Annotated in this window: 10 protein-coding genes; 9 read left to right on the top strand and 1 reads right to left on the bottom strand. The window is 72.5% G+C overall.

Annotated features, from left to right (window positions below; translation table 11 throughout):
* Positions 1–190 precede the first annotated feature (190 nt).
* The 7 genes from ML5_RS31835 to ML5_RS21390 are packed head-to-tail and all read left to right on the top strand — an operon-like array spanning position 191 to position 12,526.
* On the top strand, positions 191–3,481 hold the full coding sequence (locus ML5_RS31835) for a DUF2961 domain-containing protein (protein ID WP_013476117.1): 3,291 nt from the start codon (positions 191–193) through the stop codon (positions 3,479–3,481).
* Positions 3,481–5,604, top strand: a complete 2,124-nt coding sequence (locus tag ML5_RS21365) for a family 43 glycosylhydrolase (protein ID WP_013476118.1) — start codon at positions 3,481–3,483, stop codon at positions 5,602–5,604. Before ML5_RS31835 ends, ML5_RS21365 begins: the two co-directional genes overlap by 1 nt.
* Entirely contained in the window at positions 5,601–7,214 is a 1,614-nt protein-coding gene (locus tag ML5_RS21370; RefSeq protein ID WP_013476119.1) for a sugar ABC transporter ATP-binding protein, read from the top strand. Before ML5_RS21365 ends, ML5_RS21370 begins: the two co-directional genes overlap by 4 nt.
* Positions 7,211–8,305, top strand: a complete 1,095-nt coding sequence (locus ML5_RS21375; RefSeq protein ID WP_013476120.1) for an ABC transporter permease — start codon at positions 7,211–7,213, stop codon at positions 8,303–8,305. The genes ML5_RS21370 and ML5_RS21375 overlap by 4 nt, the downstream gene beginning before the upstream one ends.
* Before the next feature lie 26 nt (positions 8,306–8,331).
* A complete protein-coding gene (locus ML5_RS21380; RefSeq protein ID WP_013476121.1) occupies positions 8,332–9,327 on the top strand; it encodes a substrate-binding domain-containing protein in 996 nt (331 codons plus the stop codon).
* Between the two features lie 14 nt (positions 9,328–9,341).
* Positions 9,342–10,895: an FGGY-family carbohydrate kinase gene (locus ML5_RS21385; protein WP_013476122.1), complete on the top strand. Its 1,554-nt coding sequence runs from the start codon at positions 9,342–9,344 to the stop codon at positions 10,893–10,895.
* Positions 10,892–12,526 (top strand): fucose isomerase, encoded by a 1,635-nt coding sequence (locus tag ML5_RS21390; RefSeq protein WP_013476123.1) that lies wholly within the window; start codon positions 10,892–10,894, stop codon positions 12,524–12,526. The genes ML5_RS21385 and ML5_RS21390 overlap by 4 nt, the downstream gene beginning before the upstream one ends.
* On the opposite strand, the gene ML5_RS21395 is transcribed toward ML5_RS21390, so the two are convergent.
* Positions 12,516–13,580 (bottom strand): LacI family DNA-binding transcriptional regulator, encoded by a 1,065-nt coding sequence (locus ML5_RS21395; protein WP_013476124.1) that lies wholly within the window; start codon positions 13,578–13,580, stop codon positions 12,516–12,518. The genes ML5_RS21390 and ML5_RS21395 overlap by 11 nt on opposite strands.
* Positions 13,581–13,821: 241 nt before the next feature.
* On the opposite strand from ML5_RS21395, the gene ML5_RS21400 reads away from it, so the two are divergent.
* Entirely contained in the window at positions 13,822–15,270 is a 1,449-nt protein-coding gene (locus tag ML5_RS21400; RefSeq protein WP_013476125.1) for a VCBS repeat-containing protein, read from the top strand.
* A 20-nt stretch (positions 15,271–15,290) separates the two neighbouring features.
* Positions 15,291–17,363: an N-acetylmuramoyl-L-alanine amidase gene (locus ML5_RS32915; RefSeq protein WP_013476126.1), complete on the top strand. Its 2,073-nt coding sequence runs from the start codon at positions 15,291–15,293 to the stop codon at positions 17,361–17,363.
* The last annotated feature ends 50 nt before the right edge of the window (positions 17,364–17,413 follow it).

A 17,413-nucleotide genomic window follows, 5' to 3' on the forward strand; every position in this document is an offset into this window, starting at 1 on the left:
GTTGCCGGAAAACTTCCTTCAGCGTCGCTTCCGCCCGGCCTGGCTGCGCGGCGTGCGGGCCGACCCGCCGCGAAGATTCCTGCCCTGGAGGGAAAGCCGGGCGCAAAGTATTGACAACCGTGGAAGTCTCGAAGTTAACTCGCCAGCAATCGATTTCTCATGCTCCTACGGCCGCTCGGAAGGGACACCGATGAGGCTTCGCATCGGCCGTTGGGCCGGCGCCGCAGCAGCCGCGCTGCTGGCCGTTGCCGTGCCCGCGACCTCGTCCGCCGCCGCGCCGGCCGCCACGTCGGCGCCCGCTCCCGCTCCCGCTCTCGCCGTCGCCGACGACAAGGGCCCGATCGGCTGGGACGCCTACCGCCGGCTCGACCGCCTGCCGGAACTGGCCGCCGGCACCCGTACCCACCAGTTCTCCAGCTTCGGCCGCGACGGCTCCAACGACGACGGCTTCGTCGGCACCTGGTCGTGTCTGCGTCGGAGCGGGGGATGTGTGATCGCCGAGGCGCACGGTCCGGGCGAGGTGCAGTCGATCTGGTTCACCCGCGACGACGGCAACGTCCGCGCCACCGGCTGGATCCGCGTCGAACTCGACGGCGTCGTGGTCGTCCAGGCCGACCTCCAGGATCTGGTGGACGGGCAGCTCGGCAGCCCGTTCGTCGCGCCGCTCGTGAGCAACGCCGACCAGACGTCCGGCGGCGTCACCGTCAAGGTGCCCATGCCCTACCGGGAGTCCATGCGGATCACCACCCAGAACAACCCGCTGTTCCACCACGTCACCTACCGGACCTTCACCGACGCGGCAGGGGTGCCCCGGTTCGATCCGGCCGACCCGGCCACCGACGTGGTCACGCTGCTGCGCGCCGCCGGCACCCGCGACCCGAAGCCCGCACAGGCCGGCGCCTCCACCACGCGCGTCACCGTCACCGCCCCGGCGCAGGGGCAGGTGTCACTGGCCGCCCTGACCGGGCCACGCGCGATCACCGCGCTGCGGCTGCGCGTACCGGACGCCGCGGCCGGGGCGCCGACGCTCAACGGGCTGCGGCTGCGGATGACGTTCGACGGACGTACGACAGTGGACAGCCCGGTCGGCGAGTTCTTCGGCGCCGGGCTGGGCGAGCGCACCGTACGGTCGCTGATGTTCGCCATGGACTCCGCGCCGGGCGGCTGGTACAGCACATGGTGGCCGATGCCGTTCCGCACCGCCGCCGCCGTGACGCTCGTCAACACGACGGGCACCGCAGTCGGCGGCATCGAGGTCGAGGTGACGTCGGCGCCCGGCGCCGAGTGGACGTCCCGGCTCGCCGCCGACGGCAGCGCCGGTTACTTCACCACCCAGTCACGCCGCGCTGAGGCGGTCGGCGGCGCGGACTGGATCATCGCCGACCAGTCCGGCCGGGGCCGGTTCGTCGGCGTCTCGCAGACCATGCGGGGCCACATCATCGGCGGCAATACCCGCAACTACCTGGAGGGCGACGAGCGGGTGCACGTGGACGGCTCGCCCACGCCGCAGATCTACGGCACCGGCACCGAGGACTTCTACGAGTCGGGCTGGTACTTCAACCGCGGCGAGTACAGCGGTGTCTTCACCGGCAACACCGCGCACCTGGTCCGCGGCGGCGGATGCGCCGACGAGTGCGACGCCGCCTACCGGCTGATGATCGGCGACGCGGTGGCGTACGGCACCGCGCTGCGCTTCGGCATCGAGCACGGACCGGCCAACGACATGCCCGCCGAGTACGCCTCGACCGCGTTCCTCTACACCCAGCGCACCGTGACCACGCGCCGGACCGACACCGTCGTCACCGGCGACGCCGCCAGCCGCGCCGCGCACGCGTACACCGACTCCGCGGCGACCCAGACCGCGCTCACCGCCGCCTTCGAGGGCGACGACGACAACGTCCCGCAGACCGGCCAGGTCCGTGCCACCACCGCCACGGTCCGCTTCCGGCTGGCGATCGACCCGGCCAACCAGGGGGTACGGCTGCGCCGCCACGGTGACCAGGCCGGTGGCTACCAGCAGGCGGCCGTGTCGGTGGACGGCACACCGGCCGGGGTGTGGCTCCAGCCGCTGGGCAACGACAGGCAGCGCTGGCTGGCCGACGAGTTCGTACTGCCCGCGGCGCTGACGGCGGGCCGGTCGGCGGTGACCGTCCAGCTCACCCCGGCGAGCGGCGCGCCGGCCTGGACCGCCGCCCGATACCTGGCCGACAGCATGATCGCGCCGTTCACCGACACTGTCGCCCCGGCCCCGGTCGCCGGTCTCGCCCTGGCCGGCGGGCGCGTGCACGCGCTGGGCCTGACCTGGTCCCCCTCCGCCGACGACGTCGGCGTGGTCTCCTACCGCGTCTACGCGTCCCGGAACCCGGGGGTGGCGATCACCGCCGCCAACCTGGTCGGCACCACACGTGCCACCATGTTCCGGCACGGTCCGCTGCCGGCCGCGCAGACCCGCTACTACCGGGTCGTTGCCGTCGACGGGTCGGGCAACGCCGCCGCGCCCTCGGCCGAGGTGTCGGCCACCACCCGTACCCGCAACACCAGCGACGCCAACGGCGACCGCCGCGACGACGCCGTCGACTTCACCCGCGGCGCCACCGCCGACGTGTTCACGTCGCTCTCCGACGGCACCCGGTTCGTGCCGGACAGCCGGCCCTGGAACGACTTCTTCGCGGTCGGCGCGGAGGTGCCGCTCACCGGCGACGTCAACGGCGATGGCCGCGCCGACGTCATCACGTTCACCCGTGGCGACAGCGCCGACGTCTACGTCGGGCTCTCCACCGGCTCCGGCTACTCCGCGGGCGTCAAGTGGCACGACTTCTTCGCCGTCGGCGCCGAGATCCCGGCGGTCGGCGACGTCAACGGCGACGGCCGCGCCGACATCATCACCTTCACCCGCGGCGCCGCCGCCGACGTCTACGTGGCGCTCTCCACCGGCTCCGGCTTCGGACCCGGCGTCAAGTGGCACGACCACTTCGCGCTCGGCGACGAGTTCCCGGCGGTGGGCGACGTGGACGGGGACGGGCGGGACGACATCGTGACGTTCACCAGGGGTACGACCGGCGACGTGTTCGTGTCGCTGTCCGACGGCACCCGCTTCGTGGAGGACGGCTGGAAGTGGCACGACAGCTTCGCCGCCGGCGACGAGCTGCCGGCGGTGGGCGACGTGGACGGGGACGGGCGGGACGACATCGTGACGTTCACCAGGGGTACGACCGGCGACGTGTTCGTGTCGCTCTCCGACGGGGGCCGCTTCGTGCAGAGCTCCTGGAAGTGGCACGACCACTTCGCCTTCGGCGACGAGCTGCCCGGGGTGGGGGACTTCAACGGCGACGGCCGGGCCGACGTGGTCGCGTTCACCAGGGGCCTGACCGCCGACGTGTTCGTCTCGCTCTCCACCGGCGGTGGATTCGGGCCACCGGGCAACCGCTGGCACGACCGGTTCGCCCCCGGCACCGACCTGCCCCGCCCGAGCGTGTCGTGATGCGCGCCCGGCGTGCCCTCGCGGCGCTCCTGCTTGGGGTGGCCCTGGTGGCGGTCCCGGCCGGACCGGCAGCGGCCGACGACCCGGTCCGGTTCGAGGCCGAGTCGCTCGCCGTCGTCTCCGCCACCGCGCCGGTCGGCGCGCAGACCGACTGCTGCGGGGTGAGCTGGTCCGGCGGACGGCAACTGTGGTTCCGGGGCGCCCGCGCCGGTGACGCGGTGACGCTCACCCTGCCGTCGGTACCGGCCGGGCAGTACGACCTCGGCGCGGTCCTCACCCGGGCCGGCGACTACGGCACGCTGCGCTTCGCCGTCGACGGGGTGGCGGTCGGCCAGCTCTTCGACGGGTACGCGGGCGCGGTGCAGCGCACCGGGGCGGTGCCGCTGGGCTCGGTGTCGCTGACGGCCGGCACCCACCGCCTCACCGTCACGGTGACCGGCCGGTCCGCGTCCTCCACCGGCTTCTTCGCCGGGCTGGACACGGTGACGCTGCGTCGCGTCGGCCCGCTCGCGGCGGTCACCACCACGCCGTACGAGACGCTCGGTGAGACACCGGCGCGGGGCGCGTCCACACGCGTCTACGACCCGAGCGCCGGGGAGTCGACGACCTGGTACTACAACGACCACACGCTGGTGCGGCACGAGCAGACCGGCGTGTGGCACCTGTTCGGCATCACCCACGCCGAACCCGGTGCGCCGCAGGACGAGAAGGTCTTCGGGCACGCCACCGCGCCCACCCCGACCGGCCCGTGGACGAAACGGCCGGTGGCGCTGGCCGCCGACCCCGGGGCCGGGGAGCAGTGGATCTGGGCCCCGCACGTCGTCCACCACAACGGCGTCTACCACATGTTCTACGCGGCCGGGAACCCGGACTACGCCCGGTACCGCATGCACCTGGCCACCTCGACCGACCTGTTCACCTGGACCCGAAGCTCCGCCAACCCGCTGTTCATCGACGGGTGGGAGGGCCGCGACCCGATGGTGACCCGGGTCGGCGACCGCTGGGTCATGTACTACACGGCCACGTCGAGCCCGTCCGGCGGCAACCATGTCGTGGCGTACCGGACCAGCACCGACCTGCGCTCGTGGAGCGGCCGCGCGATCGCGTACACCTCGCCGCACACCGGCCGGGCGGGCGGGCAGACGGAGTCGCCGTTCGTGGTGCGCCGGGGGGAGTGGTGGTACCTGTTCGTCTGCTGCGACGGCACCGACTACGGCGCCGCGTACCGGCGCACGGCCGTCTACCGCAGCCGCGACCCGCTGCGCTTCGACGGCGCGGAGAAGGTGACGGTGCTGGACGCGCACGCCGCCGAGGTCGTGGTGGACGGCTCGAACTGGTACCTGACCCACGCCGGCTGGGGTCAGGGCGGGCTCTGGCTGGCGCCGCTGACCTGGTCGACCGGCGTGGTGGCGCGCGGCTGGACGGTGACCACCGGTTTCCTGCGCGCCGACGTGCGCACCTGGCCCAGCGCCCGGATCGCCGAGCTGGCCGTCGACCCGGCCGGGGCCGGCAATCACCGTCCCGCGCTCGACTCGTCGCACCGGGGCACCGGGCCGTACCTCGCCGTCGGCCGGTTCGACGTGACCGACCGGGCCGGGGCGCCGGACCGGGTCGACGTGTCCGCCGACGGCTCCCGGATCAACCTGGTCGGCATCCCGTTCGGCGACGAGCCGGTCACCGCCGACTGGCTGCTCACCGTGACGCCCCGGTGGACCGGCCCCGGGTTGCAGAGCGACGTCACCTGGTCGGTGAACGGGTGGCCGACCGCCGCGGTGTGGGAGGTGGCGTTCAACATCGACGGCGCGTCGCCGCTGGTCGGCGACCCGGCGGTGGAGGCGCGGCCGACAGGTGACGTCACCGGCATGCCCCGCTGGACGATGAGCACCGGCGACGGGCTCTCGGTGGTCGCGGCGCACCGGTGGGGGTCGGCCTGGCGCGGCGACAACACCTGGTACGACGCCGGCCACGCGATGGCGGCCTGGCAGCCGCTGTGGCGCTCCGGCGGCCTGTCCTGGGCGCCGGGCCAGTACGCGGGCGGCACCTGGCGTCTGACCGCGAGCGGGGTCCGGCGGGACGTGCAGTTCGCCGACGCCGCGCACACCGCGATCAACGCGATCCCGTGACCGGCGTGGACACCCGCGACGCGCCCGGCCCTAGCGGCCGGGTGGTGGTCGCGGCAACCGGAGTGGCCAAGCGGTTCGGCGGCGTGACGGCCCTCGACGGCGTCGACTTCGACGTACGGGCGGGCGAGGTGCACGCGCTGCTGGGCGAGAACGGCGCGGGCAAGTCCACCCTGATCAACATCCTCTCCGGCGTGATCACCGACTACGACGGAGAAGTCGCAGTCGACGGGACGCCGGTACGGTTCACCGGCCCGGCCGCCGCCCAGGCCGCCGGGATCGCGACCATCCACCAGGAACTCGACCTGGTGCCCGCCCTCTCGGTGGCCGACAACCTCGTGCTCGGGCGGGAGCCCCGGACCCGGCTGCGCACAGTCGACCGGCGGGCCGCGGGCCGCACCGCGCGCGAGCACCTGGACCGGCTCGGCGCAGACATCGACCCGCGCCGCCCGGTGGGCTCGCTGCGCGTCGGCGAGCAGCAACTCGTCGAGATCGCCAAGGCGCTCGCCCTGGACGCCCGCGTACTCGTCATGGACGAGCCGACGGCCGCGCTCGCCGACGGGGAGGTACGGCGGCTGTTCACCACAATCGGCGGCCTGCGCCGCCGGGGCGTCGGCGTCGTCTACATCTCCCACCGGATGGAGGAGATCGAGGTCGTCGCGGACCGCGCGACGGTGCTGCGCAACGGTTCCGTCGCCGGTGTCGTACCGGCCGGCCGGATGGACCGGCGGCGGATCGTGGCGATGATGGTCGGCGGCCGGGCCGCGTCGCTGTTCGAGCCCGCCCCGGCGGAAACGGCCGGCGCTCCCGGCCCGCCGCCCGGATCCGCCGGCGGCGGCCCGCTGCTGCGTGTCACCGACCTGGCCGTGCGGCCCCGGACGCCCCGGCTCGGCCGCTGCGAGCCGGACGGCGTCAGCCTGACCGTGCGGGCCGGCGAGATCGTCGGCCTGGCCGGGCTGATGGGCGCGGGACGTACCGAACTGCTGGAGACCCTGTTCGGCGCCGGGTCCGCGGGTCGCCGCACCGGCGCGGTGCTGCTGGCCGGCCGCCCGTACGCGCCGCGCCGCCCCCGCGCGGCACTGCGGGCCGGCGTCGGCTTCGTCCCGGAGGACCGGCGCCGCTCCGCGCTCGTCCTGGACCACCCGGTCGGCCGGAGCATCGTGCTGGCCGCCCTGTCCAGGCTGACCACGGCCGGGATCGTCAGCCGACGCCGGGAACGGGCGGCCGTCGCGCGGTCGGTCACCGACCTGGCGATCAAGACGGCGTCGGCGGCCACGCCGGTCGGCGCGCTCTCCGGTGGCAACCAGCAGAAGGTGGTCTTCGCCCGGCACCTGCTCACCGAGCCGCGGCTGCTCCTGCTGGACGAGCCGACCCGCGGCGTCGACATCGGGGCGAAGGCGGAGATCTACCGGTTGCTGCGCCGACTCGCCGGCGACGGCATGGGCATCCTGCTCGCCTCCTCGGAACTGCCCGAGCTGCTCGGCGTCTGCGACCGGGTGGTGGTGCTGCGCCGTGGCCGGGCCGTGGCCGACCTCGCCACGGGCGGCTGCACCGGCGAGGACATCCTCGCGGCGGCGATGGGCGGCCCGGCCGCCGGAAGGGACGACCGATGACCGACACCCGAGTGCCGCCGCCCGAGCCGGCCGTGACCGGGGCGCCGCCCGCCGCCGGTACGGCCGGACTGCGCGGCGCGACGGCCCACTGGCTGCGTCGGCCGCGCAGCCGCCGGGAACTCGCCGACCGGCTCTTCGCGGTGCAGAGTCTCTTCGCGCTGCTCGTGATCTTCGTCGTGGCGATCCTCGCCTCACCGCGCCGCGACGGCGAGATCCTCTTCCTCACCGCCGGCAACCTGGGGAACATCGTCCGCGCGGTGTCGGAGATCGGCATCATCGCGATCGGGATGACGTTCGTCGTCCTGCTGGGCGGCATCGACCTGTCGGTCGGGGCGATCCTCGGCCTGTCGGCCGTCGGCACCGCGACGCTCATGGTCGACTCCGGACTCGGCATCCTGCCCGCCGTCGCCGCCGTGCTCGCGATCGGCGTGCTGTTCGGCGCGCTCCAGGGGTACGCCGTGGCCCGCCTCGGCATCCAGTCGTTCATCGTGACACTGGCCGGTCTCCAGGTCGCCCGGGGCATCGCCCGGATCTGGTCCGGCGGCCTCGGCATCCCGATCGCCTACGGCGACGGACCCCAGGAGGCGCCGCCCGCCTTCGAACTGCTGAACGGCTCGATAAACGGCGTGCTCCCGGTGCCGGCGGTGCTGTTCGTCCTGATCGGGGTGGCCGCTGTGGTGGTGCTGCGGACGACGGCGTTCGCCCGGCACGTCTGCGCGATCGGCGGCAACGAGAAGGCGGCCCGGCTCTCCGGTGTGCCGGTGACGCGGGTCAAGGTCGCCGTGTTCGCCGTCACCGGCCTCCTGGCGGCGGTGGCCGGAGTGGTGCACGCGGGACAGCTCAACCAGGGCAGCCCGAACGACGGCGCCGGATACGAGCTGGACGCGATCGCCGCTGTCGTCATCGGCGGCACCAGCCTGGCCGGCGGCTCCGGCTCGATGGGCGGCACCCTGGCCGGCGCGCTGCTGCTCGGCATCCTCAACAACATCCTCGCGCTCAACAACATCGACGCCAACGTCCAGCTGCTGATCAAAGGACTGGTGATCGTGCTCGCGGCGGCGCTGCAGAAGCTGCGCCGCGGCATCGCCTGACCGAACCGACTCCGAGGAGCCACCCGATGGACAAGCGAACCACACTGCTCGCGCTGCTGGTCACCGGCGCGCTGGCGATCACGACGGGGTGCAGCGTCGAGAAGCCGTCCGACGACGCCGGGCGGGCCCGCGCCTGCGGCGCCGGCAAGGACTTCCTGATCGGCATGTCCCAGGCCAACAACGCCGAGCCGTACCGGCAGGTGATGAACAACGACGTGCAGACGGCGGCGAAGTCGGTGCCCGGCTTCCGCGTCGTGGTCTCCGACGCCGCCCAGGACAACAGCAAGCAGGTCGCCGACGTGGAGAACTTCCTCACCCAGAAGATCAACCTGCTGATCATCTCGCCGAACGAGGCCAAGCCGCTCACCGCTGTGGTGAAGAAGGCGTACGACCAGGGCGTGCCGGTGATCGTGCTGGACCGCAAGGTCGAGGGGGAGGCGTACACCGCGTTCATCGGTGGCGACAACGTGGCGATCGGCAAGGCGGCCGGCGAGTTCTACGCCACGACGCTGCTGCCCGACGGCGGCAAGGTGATCGAGATCGCCGGGCTGCCCGGCTCGACCCCCGCCGCCGAGCGCGCGCAGGGCTTCCGCGACGGCATCGCCGCCAACCCGAAGATCCAGATCGTCGCCTCCCAGCCCGGCGACTGGCTGCGGGAGAAGGGACAGTCGGTGGCGGACGCGCTGATCAAGGCCCACCCGGACGTGTCCGCGATCTACGCGCACAACGACCCGATGGCCGAGGGCGCCTACCTCGCCGCGAAGTCGGCGGGCAAGGCGCAGCGGATCAAGTTCACCGGCATCGACGCGCTGCCGGTGCCCTCCGGCGGGATCAAGGCCGTCGAGCAGGGCCGCCTCGCCGCCACGTTCCAGTACGCCACCGGCGGCCGGGAGGCGGTCGAGCTGGCCCGGAAGATCCTCGTCGACTGCGCCGAGGACGTCCCGCGTACCACCACGCTGGGCACCATGCGGATCACCAGGGAGAACGCCGCCGAGGCGTACGCGAAGCTCGGTGGCCTCTGAGCGCGGGGGCCGGGATGCGCAGCGCGAGCGTGCGGCGGGCGGCGCCGGTGGTGCTCGGCGTGGACATTGGCACGTCGAGCAGCAAGGGGGTTCTCGTCGACCCCGACGGGCGGTTGGTCCGGGCCCGGGTCCTGGAGCACCGGGTCGACCGGCCCGGCCCTGGCCGGGCCGAGATGGACGGCCGGATCTGGTGGCGGGAGTTCGTCGCCCTCAGCCGGGATCTGCTGGCTCCGGGTGACGTCCGGGTGTGCGCGGTCGGGGTGAGCGGCATGGGTCCGTGCGTGCTGCTCACCGACGCCGGCGGCACTCCACTGCGCCCGGCCGTCCTCTACGGCGTGGATACCCGCGCCGGGGAGCAGATCGAGCGGATGAACGAGCGGTTCGGCGCCGACGAGATCATCCAGCGGTGCGGGTCGGCGCTGTCCAGCCAGGCGGCGGGCCCGAAGATCGCGTGGGTGGCCGACACCGAACCGGAACTGTTCGCCCGTGCCCGCCGGCTGTTCATGCCCAGTTCGTGGCTGGCCTACCGGCTCACCGGTCGCTACCTGCTCGATCACCACTCGGCAAGCCAGTGCACGCCGTTCTACGACACCGAGGCCCAGGACTGGTACCGGCCGTGGATCGACCCGTTCGCACCCGGACTGGAGCTTCCGCCACTGTGCTGGCCCGGCGACGTGGCCGGTGAGGTGACGGCCGGGGCCGCCGCCGAGACCGGCCTGCCGGAGGGCGTTCCGGTGGTGGCGGGCACGATTGACGCCTGGTCGGAGGCGTTGAGCGTGGGTGCGCAGGGCGTGGGCGACCTGATGCTCATGTACGGCACCACCATGTTCCTCGTGCACACCGTGCCGCACCGGCTGACCAGCCCGTCGCTGTGGGGCACCGTCGGCGCGCTGCCGGGCACCCGCAACCTGGCCGGCGGGATGGCGACCTCCGGCGCGATCACCGGCTGGCTACGCGACCTGGTGGCGGGCACCGACCACACCGAGCTGCTCCGCCTCGCCGAACGCTCCGGCGCCGGTGCCCGCGGGTTGCTGATGCTGCCGTTCTTCGCCGGGGAACGCACGCCGATCCTCGATCCCCGGGCCCGCGGCCTGATCGCCGGTCTCACCCTCTCGCACGGCCCCGGCGACATCTACCGGGCGGCGCTGGAGGCGACCGGGCTGGCGGTACGGCACAACATCGAGACGATCGAGGCGGCTGGCGGCGACATCCGCCGGATCGTCGCGGTCGGCGGCGGCACCCGGGGCGGGCTCTGGACCCAGATCGTCTCCGACATCACCGGCCGGGAACAGCAGATCCCGGCGCAGACCATCGGCGCCAGCTACGGCGGCGCCTTCCTGGCCGCCCGGACCGTGATGGACGTCTCGATCGAGACGTGGAACCCGATCGCCGGGGTGCGGCGGCCACGACCCGAACCCGCCGCCGACTACGACGAGCTGTACCGGCTCTACCGCGAGCTGTACGCCGGTAGCCGATCTGTGGTTCACGCCCTTGCGGCCCGGCAGGAACGCCTGCCGGACGCGTTCCGCTCCACCCACCGTCCGCCCGCCGAGGGAGCTGCCCCGTGACCCGTTACACACTGCCCGTGCCGGTCGAGCGCCCGGCCGCCCCGCCCCGCACCGTCTACACAGTCGCCAGCGGTGACCTGCGGCTGAGCGCGAACGTCACCTGCTGGCCCACCCAGCGGCAGCTCGAAGCCGACCTCACCGCCGCGGTCACCGCGCTCGGCTGGCACGTCCGGCGCGGTCACGACGTCGACCCGGGCAAAGGACACGGCTTCATCGACAGCCAGCGCGCCGGGATCGAGGTCTTCCGGAGCATCCCGGCCGACGTGCCGCTCGTCGTGGTGGAGGCGGTCTGGCAGTACAGCCACCACGTGCTGGCCGGGCTGCGCGCCCACCGCGGGCCGATCCTGCTGGTGGCGAACTGGAGCGGCGAGTACCCCGGCCTGGTGGGCCTGCTCAACCTCGCCGGCAGCCTCACCAAGGCGGGCGTGCGGTACTCGACGCTGTGGAGCGAGGACTTCACCGACGAGTGGGCGCGCGACGGCCTGAAGAAGTGGCTGGAGACCGGCCGGGTGACGCACGACGAGAGCCACGTACGCCCGCTGCCTGTGCTGCGGCCGGACGAGGAGGTCGAACTCGGCGTGGCGCTGGCCCGGCAGCTCGTCTCCGAGCGGGCCGTCATCGGCGTCTTCGACGAGGGCTGCATGGGCATGTACAACGCCATCATCGACGACGAGCTGCTCAACCCGCTCGGCGTCTTCAAGGAACGCCTGTCGCAGAGCGCGCTGGTGGCGGAGATGGCGCGGGTGCGCGACACCGAGGCGCGGGCGGTGCTGGCCTGGCTGGAGGCGGCCGGGATGACGTTCCACACCGGCACCGACGAGGCCACCGAGCTGACGTACGCCCAACTGCTCAGCCAGTGCCGCATGTACGTCGCCGCGCTGCGCATCGCCGACGACTTCGGCCTGGACGCCGTCGGGATCCAGTACCAGCAGGGGCTCAAGGACACCGTGCCGGCCAGCGACCTGGCCGAGGGGCTGCTGAACAACATCGAACGCCCCCCGGTGACCAGCCGGGACGGCTCCCGGGAGCTGTACCCGGGCGTCGCGCTGCCGCACTTCAACGAGGTCGACGAGGGCGTCGCCGTGGACTCGCTGGTCACCAACCGGATCTGGACCGCGATGGGCCTGGACCCGGCGACGACGCTGCACGACATCCGCTGGGGGCAGCAGTACGGCGAGCACTTCGTCTGGGTCTTCGAGATCTCCGGTGCGGTGCCCGCGTCGCACAACGGCGGCTACGACAGGTCATACAGCATGCGTCAGCCGCCGATGTACTTCCCGCTCGGCGGCGGCACGCTCAGCGGCGTGTCGAAGCCGGGGGAGATCGTCTGGTCGCGCGTGTTCGTGATGGACGGCGGCCTGCACGTCGACCTCGGGCGCGGCACGGTGGTGGCGCTGCCCGAGGCGGAGACCCGGCGGCGGCTGGACGCCACCACACCGCAATGGCCGATCATGCACGCCGTGTTGCACGGCGTGGGCCGCGACCAGTTGATGGCCCGGCACAAGGCCAACCACGTCAACGTGGTCTACGCGCCAGACGCCGGCACCGCCGACCGCGCGCTACGGGTCAAGGCCGCCCTCTTCGCCGAGCTGGGCGTACGGGTGCACCTGTGCGGGGACGTCACGATCTGAGCGAGCCGGCGGCAGTGCCGCGCGACCGGGCACGGCCCACCGCGTGGCCCTGCCGGCCGGCCGACGGTGCCGAGCTGTCGCGTACCCGCAGCTCGGTGTGGAGCACCACTGTCGAGGGTGCCTTGGCCGGGTCGGCAATCCGCTCGACCAGCAGCGTGGCCGCGGTGCGCCCCAGGTCGTAGGTGGGCTGCGCGACGGTGCTCAGCGAGGGCCGGACCAGGTGCGCCCAGGGGATGTCGTCGAACCCGACGATGCCGAACGGGTCGGGCACGCCGATGCCGTTGTCCACGAGGCACTCGAGGGCGCCCACAGTCATCAGGTTGTTCGCCGCGAACACCGCGTCCGGCGGCTCGGCGGTCTCCAGCAGGGAGGCCATCGCGCGGTAGCCGCCCTCCTCGCGGAAGTCCGCGTACCGGATCAGGTCCTCGGTGGTCTGGCGTCCGCTCGCCTTCAGCGCCCGCTGGTAGCCCCGCAGCCGCTGCATGGCGGTGGAGATCCGGCGTGGGCCGGTGATGCAGGCGATCCGCCGGTAGCCGCTGCCCACCAGATGGGCGGTCGCCTGCTCGGCGCCGTGGGTGTTGTCCACCAGCACGGTGTCCACCTCGACGCCGCGTGGTTGCCTGTCGATCGCCACGACCGGGATGCGGGCCTGCACCAGGCGGCTGATCAGGGCCGGCCGCCCGGACGAGGAGATGATCACCCCGGCCATCCGCTCGGCCAGGGCCGCCGCCACGTAGCGGGCCTCCTTCTCCGGATCCTCGTCGCCGTTGCAGAGCACGACCGAGAAGCCGGCCTCCTGCGCGACGTCCTCGACACCGCGCACCATCGAGGTGAAGAACGGGTTCCCGATGTCGGAGATGATGACCGCCCAGAGGCTGGTCCGGCTGCGGCGCAGGCTGCGCGCGACGGCGTTCGGGCGGTAGTCGAGGTCCTGCGCGGCCTGCCGTACCCGGGCGGCCATGTCCGGGTCGACCGAGGCACGCCCGTTGAGGACGCGGGAGACGGTCGCCGGCGACACTCCCGCGCGACGCGCCACGTCGTAGATGGTCGTCATCGCGCTCCCGTCGTCGTCGCCCGGGCGCTCCGGCCCGGCCCCCGTCGGATGGTGACGTACCGGAGTGAGACCGCCACCGCGGGAGATCGCACGGAATCCTATACCCGTCCAGCAATCGATTTCCGACCGGGTCGATCGCGTCCCGCCGCCGCTATTGACATCGATGTGGGTGACTACGAGACTCGTCAGCAATCGATTTCTCGCCCGGTGCCGCTGGTCACCCCCACCCCCGAGGAGCACGGTGAGACGAAATCTGCTGGCGATGCTTGTCGCGCTCTGCACCGTCACGGCGGCCGGCGCGGCCGGCGCGCCGGCCGCCGCCGTACCGATCGGCACGCTCGCCTGCCCGTCCGTCCCGGCCACCCACGACCCCGCCGTCACCGTGATCGTCTACCGGGTGGCCCGGTCGTACAACGTCAACGACAAGGTCATGCTCTCCACCTTCGAGGCGGGCTGGGTCGAGTCCCACATGAACAACCTGCCCTGCGGCGACAAGTCCAGCCTGGGCGTGTTCCAGCAGCGCTGGGACTACGGCTGGGGCACGCCGGAGCAGATCATGGACCCGGTCTACGCCACCACGCAGTACGTCACGCGTGCGATCACCTGCGACCGCAACAACCCCGGCTACACGGCGGGCCAGGTCGCCCAGTGCGTCCAGCGATCGGGCTTCCCCGACCGGTACGACCAGGTGGCGGGGACCGCGCGCACGCTGCTCAACCAGGCGGCGCGTACCCACGGCATGGCAGGCGGCTCGTCGACGGACGTGAACGGTGACGGCCGCGACGACATCCTCACCTTCACCCAGAACGCCTCCGCCGACGTGTACGCGAGCACGTCGACCGGAACCGGCTTCGCCGGAACGTCGGTGAAGTGGAACGACTTCTTCTCCATCGGCGGGGAGACCGCGTCGACGGGCGACGTCAACGGTGACGGCCGCGACGACATCGTCACGTTCGCGCACGGCAACACCGGCGACGTGTACGTGGCGCTGTCGAACGGGTCGGCGTTCACGTCGCCGGGCCGGTGGCACGACTGGTTCGCCCCCGGTGCGGAGATCGCCGCCGTCGGTGACGTCAACGGCGACGGCAGGGACGACATCGTCGCGTTCACGCACAACGCGACGGCGGACGTCTACGTGGCGCTGTCAACCGGGTCGTCGTTCTCGGGCACGGCGGTGAAGTGGCACGACTACTTCTCCATCGCCGGGGAGTTCCCCGCCCTGGGCGACGTCAACGGCGACGGCAAGGACGACATCATCACCTTCACCCAGGGCCCCGCGTCAGCGGCGGACGTGATCGTGTCGCTGTCCACCGGCACGTCGTTCGGGGCGCCGCAGAAGTGGCACGACCTGTTCGCCGTGGGTGCCGAGCAGCCGCGGGTGGGGGACGTCAACGGCGACGGCAAGGACGACGTCGTCACGTTCACCTGCAACGCCGACGCCGACGTCTACGTCGCCACCTCCACCGGCACCGGCTTCGCCGGCACCACCGTCAAGTGGCACGACTTCTTCTGCCTGCCGGGCGAGTTCCCCTACCTGGGCGACGCGAACGGCGACGGCAAGGACGACCTCATCGTCTTCACCAAGGGCGCCACGAACGACGTCTACGTCGCCCTGTCCACCGGCACCACCTTCGGTGCCAGCAGCAAGTGGCACGACTACTTCGGGCTCACCGGTGAGGTGACGCTGTGACACCAGGATGGGAGGCCCCCGTGGCCGGAACACGACGGAGACGGCGACGCACCGGCGTCGCCCTGCTGGCCGCGGCGCTCGCCGGCGGGATCGCGGTGCAGCCCGCGCCGGTGTCCGCGACGCCGCCGGGCCGGACCGCGCTGGACGCCGCGTTCGTGCGGGCGGCGCAGGAGTACGACGTACCTCGGGACGTCCTGGTCGCGGTCGGCTACGGCGAGTCCCGCCTCGACGCGCACGGCGGCAAGCCGAGCCAGGCGAACGGCTACGGGGTGATGCACCTGGTCAGCAACCCCGCCCAGCACAGCCTGGAACGGGCAGCGAAGTTGACCGGCGAGCCGGTCGCGCGCCTGAAGACCGCCACGCCGGCGAACATCCGCGGCGGTGCGGCCGTGCTGCGCGAGCTGGCCGACGCCGAGGGGCTGACCGCGCGGGATCGGGACCGGGTGACCGCCTGGTACCCGGTGGTGGCGCGGTACGGCGGCGCGGCCGACGACGCCACCGCACGCCTGTACGCGGACGGGATCTACGAGCTGGTGCAGCAGGGCATCCCGGGCGCGGTGCCGGTCCGGGCGCACCGGGTCGAGCCAGAGCGGGGTCGCTACGCCGCCGTGGCGCCCGCCGGCACCGCGTCCCGTACGCTCGCCGCCGCCGTGCCCGAGTACCCGCCGGCGCGGTGGGTGGCTGCCAACGGAGCGAACTACGGCGTGGGGCGGCCCAGCCGGATCACCACTGTGATTCTCCACGTCACCCAGGGGTCGTACGCCGGTACGATCAGCTGGTTCCAGAACCCGTCGGCCGGGGTCAGCGCCCACTACGTGGTGAAGTCCAGCAACGGCGAGATCACTCAGATGGTCCGCGAGGGCGACACCGCTTACCACGCCCGGTCGGGCAACGCGTACGGCGTCGGCATCGAGCACGAGGGGTACGTCGACAACCCGGCCTGGTTCACCGACGCGATGTACCGTTCCTCGGCCGCGCTGACCCGTTACCTGTGCGACAAGTACGGCATCCCGAAGAACCGCACCGGCATCAAGGGGCACAACGAGATCCCGGGCAACGACCACACCGACCCGGGACCGAACTGGAACTGGAACTACTACCTCTCGCTGGTGAACCAGGGTGGCGGGGGCCCGACCGCCCGCTATTTCGGTGGTTCGCCGACGGATTTCACCGGTGACGGCCGGGATGACGTGGTCGCGTTCACCCACGGTGCGCTGGCCGACGCGTATGTGGCCACGTCGACGGGTTCGTCGTTCGCGGGCACGTCGGTGAAGTGGCACGACTGGTTCGCCTTGTCCGGAGAGACCCCCCTGACCGGAGACGTCAACGGCGACGGACGCGACGACGCGATCGTGTTCACCCACGGCACCACCGCCGACGTCCACGTCGCCCTGTCCACCGGCACATCCTTCGCCGCATCCGCGAAATGGCACGACTGGTTCGCCCCCGGCACCGAAGTCCCCGCCGTCGGCGACGTCAACGGCGACGGCCGCGACGACATCATCACCTTCACCCACGACACCAACGCCGACGTCTACGTCGCCCTGTCCACCGGCACCTCCTTCACCGGCACCGCCGTGAAATGGCACGACTACTTCTCCATCGCCGGGGAGTTCCCCGCCCTCGGCGACGTCAACGGCGACGGCCGCGACGACATCATCACCTTCACCCAAGGCCCCGCCACCGCCGCCGACGTCATCGTCGCCCTGTCCACCGGCAACGGCTTCGGGGCACCGCAGAAATGGCACGACCTGTTCGCCGTCGGCGCCGAGCAGCCCCGGGTGGGCGACATCAACGGCGACGGCCGCGACGACATCGTCACCTTCACCTGCAACACCGACGCCGACGTCTACGCCGCCACCTCCACCGGCACCACCTTCGCCGGAACCACGATCAAGTGGCACGACTTCTTCTGCCTAACCGGCGAATTCCCCTACCTCGCCGACGCCAACGGCGACGGCAAAGACGACCTCATCGTCTTCACCAAAGGCACCACCAACGACATCTACGTCGCACTCTCCACCGGCACCACATTCGCCCCCAGCACCAAATGGCACGACTACTTCGGCCTCACCAGCGAAACCACACTCTGAGCCCGACGGCGAGCGACGCCGGCCCGGATCGGGACCGGCGTCGCTCGCCG

It is taken from the genome of Micromonospora sp. L5 (assembly GCF_000177655.2).
In the GTDB taxonomy this organism is placed as follows: Bacteria; Actinomycetota; Actinomycetes; order Mycobacteriales; family Micromonosporaceae; genus Micromonospora; species Micromonospora aurantiaca.

Bases quoted from the DNA above. Each gene is read 5' to 3' on its own strand.
- ML5_RS31835 (WP_013476117.1), top strand. From the start codon at position 191: ATGAGGCTTCGCATCGGCCGTTGGGCCGGCGCCGCAGCAGCCGCGCTG.
- ML5_RS21365 (WP_013476118.1), top strand. From the start codon at position 3,481: ATGCGCGCCCGGCGTGCCCTCGCGGCGCTCCTGCTTGGGGTGGCCCTG.
- ML5_RS21375 (WP_013476120.1), top strand. From the start codon at position 7,211: ATGACCGACACCCGAGTGCCGCCGCCCGAGCCGGCCGTGACCGGGGCG.
- ML5_RS21380 (WP_013476121.1), top strand. From the start codon at position 8,332: ATGGACAAGCGAACCACACTGCTCGCGCTGCTGGTCACCGGCGCGCTG.
- ML5_RS21385 (WP_013476122.1), top strand. From the start codon at position 9,342: ATGCGCAGCGCGAGCGTGCGGCGGGCGGCGCCGGTGGTGCTCGGCGTG.
- ML5_RS21395 (WP_013476124.1), bottom strand. From the start codon at position 13,580: ATGACGACCATCTACGACGTGGCGCGTCGCGCGGGAGTGTCGCCGGCG.